This window comes from Streptomyces sp. NPDC058864, from assembly GCF_042742985.1.
Taxonomy (GTDB): Bacteria; Actinomycetota; Actinomycetes; order Streptomycetales; family Streptomycetaceae; genus Actinacidiphila.
This window is the reverse complement of record NZ_JBHYMQ010000141.1, coordinates 1-5,958: the sequence shown is the minus strand read 5'-3', so window position 1 is coordinate 5,958 and position 5,958 is coordinate 1. Positions and strand designations below refer to the sequence as shown.

The window sequence follows — 5,958 nt, the reverse complement described above, 5'->3', positions numbered from 1 at the left end:
GGACAGCGTCGGGGCGGTGCTCTACCTGGAGCAGGCCCCCTTCGTGACGGGTGTGACCCTTCCCGTGGACGGCGGCCAGACCGCCGGCCGCTGACCGGCCCGGTCGGTGGGCGCCGGAGTGCAGGGCGAAGGCCCCGGACGGAGACGTCCGGGGCCTTCGCCGTGCCGGGCGGGGCGTCGAGCGCTGCGTCAGCCGCCGGGGGTGGCGCTCGGGGGCTCGGAGAGCGCGGACTTGGCGCGCCGCGTCTCCTCGTCGGCGAGGACCTCCTGCCGGTCGTGGAGGAGCGCGTCCATGGTCAGCTCCGCCACCGTCGCGGCGCTGATCTTCGGGCGGTCGGTCCAGGCGCTGAGCTCGGTGTCCACGAAGCTCGCGTGGACGCCCACCACCAGCGTTCCCTGGGGGTGCAGGGCCTGGCGGAGGGCGTCGGTCAGCGACCACTCCGCCGCCTTGGAGGCGGCGTACCCGGGGATCAGTGGCTGGCCGACCCAGGAGGCCAGCGAGAGCATGTTGACCAGCGCCCCGCCCCCGTTCCGGGCGAGGACCGGGGCGAAGGTCCGGGAAACGGCCCAGGTGCCGAAGTAGTTGACCTCCATCGCCTGCCGCGCGCCGTCGAAGGGGCCGTCCAGCAGATGGGTGCCGCTGCCGCCGGTGCCCGCGTTGTTGACCACGATGCTGACGTCGCCGGCGGTGGCGGCCGCCGCGGCGATCTCCTCGGGATTGGTGACGTCCAGGCGCAAGGGGACGAGGCAGTCGTCCACCAGGCTCTGGTCGACGAGGCTCTCCGGGTCCCGGACGCCCGCGTAGACCCTGGACGCGCCATGGGTGATGAGGGCGCGCGCGAAGGCGCGGCCGATGCCGCGATTCGCGCCCGTCACCAGGGCGACCGATCCCTTGATGTGCATCGTGCCTCCTTGCTGCGGGCCTGCGCCGTTCGGAGGGCCGCGCCGTCGTCGGCGGCCCGGGCGGTGCGGCAGCCCTCGGGGCAGGCGCGGACCGGCCTGCGGGGGCCAGGCTAACAGCTGACTTTAAGTGTGAAAGTCAGATGGTCCGGCCGGTGGGGTCGGTGTGCTCGGCCCACTCGGCGAGCTTTCGCAGGGCCCGCTCTGAGGCGGTCGCGGGCTCCGCGGTGTAGACGCCGACGATCTGGTCCGGATCGCCGGTGACGGCCAGCGCCTCGTACTGCAGGGTGAGTTCGCCGACCACCGGATGACGGAAGTGCTTGACCCCGTAGGTGCGGCGCCTGATGTCGTGGTCGTCCCACCACGCCCGGAAGTCGGCGTCGTACGCGGACAGTTCGCCGACGAGTTCGGCGAGCCGCGGGTCGTGGGGGTGCTTGCCGGCGTAGAGGCGGAGCGCGGCGACGGAGGTGCGCGCCACTCCCACCCAGTCGTCGTAGAGGGTGCGGGCGGCCTGGTCCATGAAGAGGTAGCGAGCCATGTTCCGCTGCCGCTGGGGGAGCGCGTCGAAGTCGGTGTAGAGCGCGCGGGCCAGCCGGTTGGAGGCCAGGACGTCGGTGCGGCGTCCCACGACCACCGCGGGGACGTCGGTCATCGTCTCCAGGAGCCGGTGCACGGCGGGACGGACCCGCTGCGGCGGCAGCGGGCGGGGCGCCGGCCGGGCCGGCCGGGCCAGGGCGAACAAATGGTCCCGTTCGTCGTCGGTCAGGCACAGGGCGCGGGCGATGGCGGCCAGGACGGTCCCGGAGGCGTTGACGTGGTGCCCGCGCTCCAGGCGTACGTAGTAGTCCACGCTGACGCCCGCGAGCTGGGCGATCTCCTCGCGGCGCAGACCGGGCACCCGGCGGGCGGTCGGCTTGGGGGTCAGGCCGGCCTGTTCCGGGGAGATCCTCGCGCGACGCGAGCGCAGGAAGTCCCCGAGTGCGGTGTTCCGGGTGTCGGCCCCGGTCATGTGCGCGTCCATCCCTTTCACGCTACGACGCCCGCCACGTGCGGACGAGCCGTAGGCGGGTACTGCGGGACCCCCCCGGTCGGCCTCCCCCCGGACCGGGCGTCAGCGCCCGGCCGCGGCGTGGTCCTCCCAGGCCTGCTCCAGGGCGCGGGTGAAGAGTTCGGCGGGCTGGAGCCCGGTCACGCCGTACTTCCGGTCGAGCACGAAGAACGGCACGCCGCCGGCGCCGAGCTCCGAGGCCATCCGCTCGTCGGCCCGGACCTCCGCGGCGTACGCCTCGGGGTCGGTGAGGACGGCGTCCGCCTCCGCCCGGTCCAGTCCCGCCTCGACCGCCAGGTCCAGCTGGGTCTCCCGGTCGTAGACGGAACGCTCCTCCGCGAAGTTCACCCGGAAGGCCAGGTCGAGGAGCTCCTGCTGGACGCCGCGCTCCTTGGCCAGGTGCGCCAGACGGTGGACGTCGAAGGTGTTGCCGTAGACGCGGCCGCCGATCCGGAAGCCCATGCCTTCCTTGCGGGCCTCGGAGGCTGCCTGCTCCTCGCGCGCCACCTGCTGCTCGCGGGTGCGCCCGTACTGCTTGGCCACGGCGTCGATGATCGGTGTCGTGCCGTTCCGGGCGTCCGGGTTGAGCTCGAACGAGCGGTGCAGCACCTCGACGCCGTCCCGGTGCTCGAAGCCGGCGAGGGCCCGCTCGAAGCGTGCTTTGCCGACGTAGCACCAAGGGCAGGCGATGTCGGTCCAGATCTCGACGCGCATGTTTCCGCATCTCCCTGTTCGTGGGTTCGGTGGGGGTGTGGGGGCGGCGCCGCGCGGCCCCGGTGTCGGGGTGGTGGGGCCGCGCGGCGCCGCTGCCGGTGGGGTGCCGGTACGGGTCAGGCGGCCTTGAGCTGCGCGGCGACCCGGACGACCCGCTCGGCCTGGACGCGGGCCGCGGTGCGGGTGACCTCGTCCACGGGGTTGTTGCCCTGGCCGTCCACGTGGGAGGTGCCGTAGGGGTTGCCGTCGATGAACTTGGACGGCTGGGTGAAGCCCGGGGTGACCGTGATCCCGCCGAAGTGGTGGATCGAGGTGTAGAGGGACAGCAGCGTGGCCTCCTGGCCCGCGTGCGCGGTGGCGCTGGAGGCGAACGCGCTGTAGACCTTGTCGATCAGCTTGCCCTCGGCCCACAGGCCGCCCAGCGTGTCGATGAACTGCTTCAGCTGCGCGGAGACGTTGCCGAAGCGGGTGGGGGTGCCGAAGATCACGGCGTCCGCCCACTCGACGTCCTCGGGCGTGGCGTGCGGGACGTGCGCGTTGGCCGCGTGGTGGGCGGCCCAGGCCGGGTTGGTGTCGATGGCGGCCTGCGGGGCGAGCTCGGCCGCCTTGACCAGGCGGACCTCGGCGCCGGCCTTGACGGCGGCGTCGCGCAGTTCCCTGGCGATCTCGGTGATGGTGCCGGTCGACGAGTAGTAGACGATCGCGAGCTTGACGGGGGTGGCCACAGGAGGCGCTCCGTTCCTTCGTTTCCTTGCGGGGGGTGATCGAACCGGTTCTAACCGACCGGTCGCCTATTTGAAGCTAGACGACCGGTCGACAACTGTCAAAAACGTGTGCCCGCGGAGGAGTCGCGATCATTGGGGCCTCGTTGACCGGTCAAGAAGCTAAAGTGGGGGGATGGCGTCCACGAAGCAGCAGTTGCAGCCCCTCAGCGCTGCCGAGGAAGCGTTCGTGCGTGCGCTGGGCCGGGTGCTCCTGGAGCTCCCGCGCGCCGTCGACGCCGACATGATCGAGGGGGCCGGGCTTCCGCTCTCCGAGTACACGCCGCTGATGTACCTGTCGGAGATCCCGGGGCGCGCGATGCGGATGAGCGAACTTGCCGCCGTCTGCAGTCTCTCCCTCAGCGGCATGACGCGCGTCGTCATCCGGCTCGAGAAGCACGGCTGGGTGGAGCGCGTCAAGTGCGCCGAGGACGGCCGCGGTTGGAACGCGGTGCTCACCGAGGCCGGGCTCGAGCGGCTGGAGCAGGCCTGGCCGACGCACCTCGCCAGCGTGCGGCGCCACCTCGTCGACCACTTCGGCGGCCACGACCTCGGCGCGCTGGCCGTCGCGCTGCGCCACGTCGCGAGCGAGCAGGGCGACCGCGCCTGATCGCGGCCGCCCCAGGCCCGGGGCGATCGCGTCCCCTTGGCCGCACGGTCGCCGCCGGGTCCTGCCCGGCGCCGGAGGGGTACTGCCGGACCCCTGTTGGGCGGGGCCCCTTCCACCCCCCTGACCTGTGCCTCCCCGGTGTTTGCCTGGAGAGCGGACACCGATTTCCCGCTCCGCAGGACTGACGGGGCGCACAGGAAGGCAGACGGCATGACCGAGCAGGCACTCATCACCACCCCGTTCGGAGCGCGGACCACCGCGGCGGAGGTCGTCGCCGGCGTGGACCTCACCGGGCGGCGGGCCGTCGTCACCGGCGGCTCCTCCGGCATCGGCGTGGAGACGGCACGCGCCCTCGCCGCCGCGGGCGCCGAGGTCACCCTCGCCGTACGCGACACCTCCGCGGGCGCGCGGACCGCGGCCGACATCACCGCCACCACCGGCAACGAGCGGGTCCTGACGGCACCGCTCGACCTGTCCGACCGGGCATCGATCGCCGCCTTCGTGGCCGCGTGGGAGGGCCCGCTGCACATCCTGGTGGACAATGCGGGCGTCATGGCGACGCCCGAGACCCGCACCCCCGAGGGGTGGGAGCTGCAGTTCGCCACCAACCACCTCGGTCACTTCGCGCTGACCACCGGCCTGCACGCGCCGCTCAGGGCCGCCGGGGACGCACGCGTCGTCGTGGTCGCCTCGGTCGGCCACGTCAACGGCGACGTCCTCTTCGACGACGTCAGCTTCGAGCGCCGGCCCTACGACGCCTGGGCCGCCTACAGCCAGTCCAAGACCGCCAACGTGCTGTTCGCGGTGGAGGCCGCCGCGCGCTGGTCCGGCGACGGCATCAGCGTCAACGCCCTGAACCCCGGGCGGATCGCCGAGACCAACCTCGCCCGGCACATCGGATCGGCCCTCGACGCCCCCGCGTCCTTCGAGCCGGGCAAGAGCGACGGCGTCTCGGTGAAGAACACCGAGCAGGGCGCGGCCACTTCGGTGCTGCTCGCGGCCTCCCCGCTGGTCGAGGGGGTCACCGGCCGGTACTTCGAGGACTGCGCCGAGGCCGCACCGCACCGGCCGGGCCTGCGCCGCGGTGTGGCCGCCCATGCCCTGGACCCGCTGAGCGCCGCGCGCCTGTGGCAGCTCTCCCTCGACATGCTCGCCACCGCGCCCGCGGTCACCTCCTGACCCCGGCGCCGGGGCGGGACGTGCTGCCCGCCGCGCCGCCGTGCGGCGGCGGCCGGCGGGAAAGGCGGGTCGCTTTCGGGCGCGCACCTTGCCCTCTTGTTCGTCACCTGTCAAAATGGTGACATGATGCATGTGTTCAAGTGCGGTCTGCCCGTGCTGGACTTCGTGGGCACCCTGAGGCGCCGCCGCAACCCGGACCCCCAGGAGATGCTGACCACGCCCGAGAGCCTCGACGCCTGGTTCCGCGAGTCGGGGCTCGTCGACGGGGACGTGCTCTCGCAGCCGTCCGACGTGGTGGAGGCGGTCTCCCTCCGGGAGGCGGTCTTCTCGCTCGTCAGGTCCGCCCTGAACAAGGAGGGTTACGACGCCGACGCGCTCGCGCTGCTCAACGCGACGGCGCGCCGGCCGTCCGCCGTCCCGCAGCTCACCAGGGACGGGCGCAGGGTCGAGGCGACGGCCGAGCAGGCGCTGTCGTCGCTGGCCCGCGAGGCCGTGCGCCTGTTGAGCGGCCCGGACGCGGAGCTGGTCAAGGAGTGCAGCAGGCCGGAGTGCACGCAGATCTACCTCGACCGATCGCACGGCAGCCGCCGCGAGTGGTGCGCCATGGACCCCTGCGGCAACCGCGTGAAGGCGGCGGCGTACCGCGCACGCAAGAAGGCGGCCAAGCCGCCCTTGGCCGCGTCCGCCGCCGCGGCGCGGGGCGAGTAGCCGTACGAGGCGCCCGGGTGGCCGGGCCCCGGAGACCC

7 protein-coding genes are annotated in these 5,958 nt (G+C 73.2%); 3 read left to right on the top strand and 4 right to left on the bottom strand.

Going from position 1 to position 5,958, the window contains the following annotated elements; translation table 11 throughout:
• Positions 1 to 189: 189 nt before the first annotated feature.
• From ACFW3D_RS41830 to wrbA, 4 genes are all read right to left on the bottom strand, one after another.
• A complete protein-coding gene (locus ACFW3D_RS41830) occupies positions 190 to 903 on the bottom strand; it encodes an SDR family oxidoreductase (RefSeq protein ID WP_500513703.1) in 714 nt (237 codons plus the stop codon).
• Between the two features lie 136 nt (positions 904 to 1,039).
• On the bottom strand, positions 1,040 to 1,921 hold the full coding sequence (locus tag ACFW3D_RS41825; protein ID WP_500513701.1) for a helix-turn-helix transcriptional regulator: 882 nt from the start codon (positions 1,919 to 1,921) through the stop codon (positions 1,040 to 1,042).
• Positions 1,922 to 2,011: 90 nt separating this feature from the next.
• Positions 2,012 to 2,662: a DsbA family oxidoreductase gene (locus tag ACFW3D_RS41820; RefSeq protein WP_500513700.1), complete on the bottom strand. Its 651-nt coding sequence runs from the start codon at positions 2,660 to 2,662 to the stop codon at positions 2,012 to 2,014.
• A gap of 116 nt (positions 2,663 to 2,778) precedes the next feature.
• A complete protein-coding gene (gene wrbA, locus ACFW3D_RS41815) occupies positions 2,779 to 3,387 on the bottom strand; it encodes an NAD(P)H:quinone oxidoreductase (protein ID WP_500513698.1) in 609 nt (202 codons plus the stop codon).
• 172 nt (positions 3,388 to 3,559) lie between these two features.
• On the opposite strand from wrbA, the gene ACFW3D_RS41810 reads away from it, so the two are divergent.
• From ACFW3D_RS41810 to ACFW3D_RS41800, 3 genes are all read left to right on the top strand, one after another.
• Positions 3,560 to 4,033, top strand: a complete 474-nt coding sequence (locus tag ACFW3D_RS41810; protein ID WP_500513696.1) for a MarR family winged helix-turn-helix transcriptional regulator — start codon at positions 3,560 to 3,562, stop codon at positions 4,031 to 4,033.
• 210 nt (positions 4,034 to 4,243) lie between these two features.
• Positions 4,244 to 5,212: an SDR family NAD(P)-dependent oxidoreductase gene (locus ACFW3D_RS41805; RefSeq protein ID WP_500513695.1), complete on the top strand. Its 969-nt coding sequence runs from the start codon at positions 4,244 to 4,246 to the stop codon at positions 5,210 to 5,212.
• A gap of 126 nt (positions 5,213 to 5,338) precedes the next feature.
• A complete protein-coding gene (locus ACFW3D_RS41800) occupies positions 5,339 to 5,920 on the top strand; it encodes a CGNR zinc finger domain-containing protein (RefSeq protein WP_500513705.1) in 582 nt (193 codons plus the stop codon).
• Positions 5,921 to 5,958 lie beyond the last annotated feature (38 nt).

Coding starts and splice junctions, on each gene's coding strand:
- ACFW3D_RS41830 (WP_500513703.1), bottom strand. CDS start 903: ATGCACATCAAGGGATCGGTCGCCCTGGTGACGGGCGCGAATCGCGGC.
- ACFW3D_RS41825 (WP_500513701.1), bottom strand. CDS start 1,921: ATGGACGCGCACATGACCGGGGCCGACACCCGGAACACCGCACTCGGG.
- ACFW3D_RS41820 (WP_500513700.1), bottom strand. CDS start 2,662: ATGCGCGTCGAGATCTGGACCGACATCGCCTGCCCTTGGTGCTACGTC.
- ACFW3D_RS41810 (WP_500513696.1), top strand. CDS start 3,560: ATGGCGTCCACGAAGCAGCAGTTGCAGCCCCTCAGCGCTGCCGAGGAA.
- ACFW3D_RS41805 (WP_500513695.1), top strand. CDS start 4,244: ATGACCGAGCAGGCACTCATCACCACCCCGTTCGGAGCGCGGACCACC.
- ACFW3D_RS41800 (WP_500513705.1), top strand. CDS start 5,339: ATGCATGTGTTCAAGTGCGGTCTGCCCGTGCTGGACTTCGTGGGCACC.